The sequence below is a fragment of the Pseudoalteromonas sp. L23 genome (assembly GCF_021728455.1).
Lineage (GTDB): Bacteria > Pseudomonadota > Gammaproteobacteria > Enterobacterales > Alteromonadaceae > Pseudoalteromonas.
Genome location: NZ_JAKKCW010000050.1, coordinates 1 through 1,696 on the forward strand (window position 1 = coordinate 1; position 1,696 = coordinate 1,696).

Annotated in this window: 3 protein-coding genes; all 3 read right to left on the minus strand. The window is 38.4% G+C overall.

Annotated elements, in window-relative coordinates:
- Positions 1–290 (minus strand): response regulator (locus L3V43_RS23615; RefSeq protein ID WP_237117545.1); only part of this gene is annotated, 290 nt, incomplete at its 3' end.
- Between the two features lie 11 nt (positions 291–301).
- The gene (locus L3V43_RS23620) at positions 302–721 is read right to left on the minus strand and encodes a response regulator (protein WP_237117546.1); all 420 of its coding nucleotides are present in this window, start codon (positions 719–721) and stop codon (positions 302–304) included.
- A gap of 11 nt (positions 722–732) precedes the next feature.
- Positions 733–1,696 (minus strand): PAS domain-containing sensor histidine kinase (locus L3V43_RS23625; protein ID WP_237117547.1); only part of this gene is annotated, 964 nt, incomplete at its 5' end.

Consider the following 1,696-nt stretch of genomic DNA (forward strand, 5'->3'; position numbering starts at 1 on the left):
AAATCTAGACATTTCAAAACCAGTTCATCAGAATGTGAATTGCTGATCATCACTATGGTTAGATCTTTAATATGATTGATGCGCTTAAGTTCAATGAGTAAGTCCAAACCATTTTTGGACGGCATATTGTAATCCAGTAGTAATAGGTCGAAGCAAAGCTCTTCTAGCGCAAATATTCCTTCTTCTACTGTACTAACTTCTGTCAATTGATGTTCAATCCCACCTTTCACTAAGGAACGGCGAATCACTTTACGATCAACAATATCATCATCAACAAGCAATATATTCATGTACCACCTCATCACTTCGTTGGAAACTGTACAATTCGCCAATATCCATCCAACATATCAACAAGGCTCATCATTGAGTTACTCGCTTCTTCTTTTAAAAAGTATCCTGCTACGTTTTTTTCATAACTATGATGAATATCATCTTCGTCTTTCGAGGTAGTAAGTACGAACACAACGGTATCTTTTAACTCTGGGTCATCCCTCAACTTACCTAAAAACTCAAGCCCACCCATGCGAGGCATTTTTAAATCTAATAGAACAATAAATGGATAATCTATTTTTTTAGTTTGTAAGAATTCTAACGCTTCAACGCCATCAATTGCCCGAACCATAGGGTTCATAATCTTGCGTTTTGAAAAGCTACGCTTTACGGTCATAAAGTCAATGTCATCATCCTCGACGACCAGCACTGTAATATCATTATTTTGCATAAAATGAATACCTAATTTGGGTTAACTCTGGTATCAACTTTTGGCCACTTGATCACAAACTCAGTGCCAACATTGCTATCCACAATGTCGACCGAGCCACCATAGTGATTGAGCACTTTTTTAATGATTGCCAAACCCATACCACTACCTTCTTGTTGATCTCTAGGTTTAAGCGTTTGGAACATTTCAAATACTTTCTCTCTATACTCAGGTGGGATCCCCGGTCCATCATCAATAAAATGCATTTCATACTCTTCAGGGCTTTCTTTAACGTGGATTATTAGTGAGCCATTTTCACTATCATGATGTTTAAGCGAGTTACTAATTAAATTGCGGGTAACTACTTCAAGCGCTGTTTTTGGTAAGGTGACAATTAAAGAAGTACATTCCAATTTCAGCTTCGCCTCAATATCAATAGAGTCATATATCTCTTTTGTAAACTCGCTGAATTCAAACGTTTCGTTTTCGCTATGCTTTCGATTTACCCGCGAGTAAATCAGCAAGTCATGGAGCAATTTACTCATTCTTGATACACGTTGCTGAATTAAATCAAAATTCTCCTTAGCGCCTTCGGGTAACTCATCGCCGTAGTCTTCATCAATCCAAGTTACCAACTTGGAAATCGCATTGAGTGGCGCTTTTAAATCGTGAGAGGCAATATAAGCAAATTCGTCTAAGGCTTCATTGGAGCGCTTTAACTGAGCAACAAGATGCTCCCTTTCGGTCACGTCACTGGAAAGCCCTAAAATAAACGTCGCGCCTTTGGCATCATAGAATCGCTTTTTGCGAGTAAATAATGTTCTTACGCCACCATCTGGGAAATTGATAATCTCCAAACACTCTGCATACCCTGTTTCCAAGGCTTTTTTATCATCTTTAATGAACTCTTCTACTTCTTCTGGTTGATAAGAGTCAAGTGTGGTGTAGCCAATAATTTTCTCTCTGGCTTCTTCTGGATACATGGAGCGAAAAGCA

Coding starts and splice junctions, on each gene's coding strand:
- L3V43_RS23620 (WP_237117546.1), bottom strand. CDS start 721: ATGCAAAATAATGATATTACAGTGCTGGTCGTCGAGGATGATGACATT.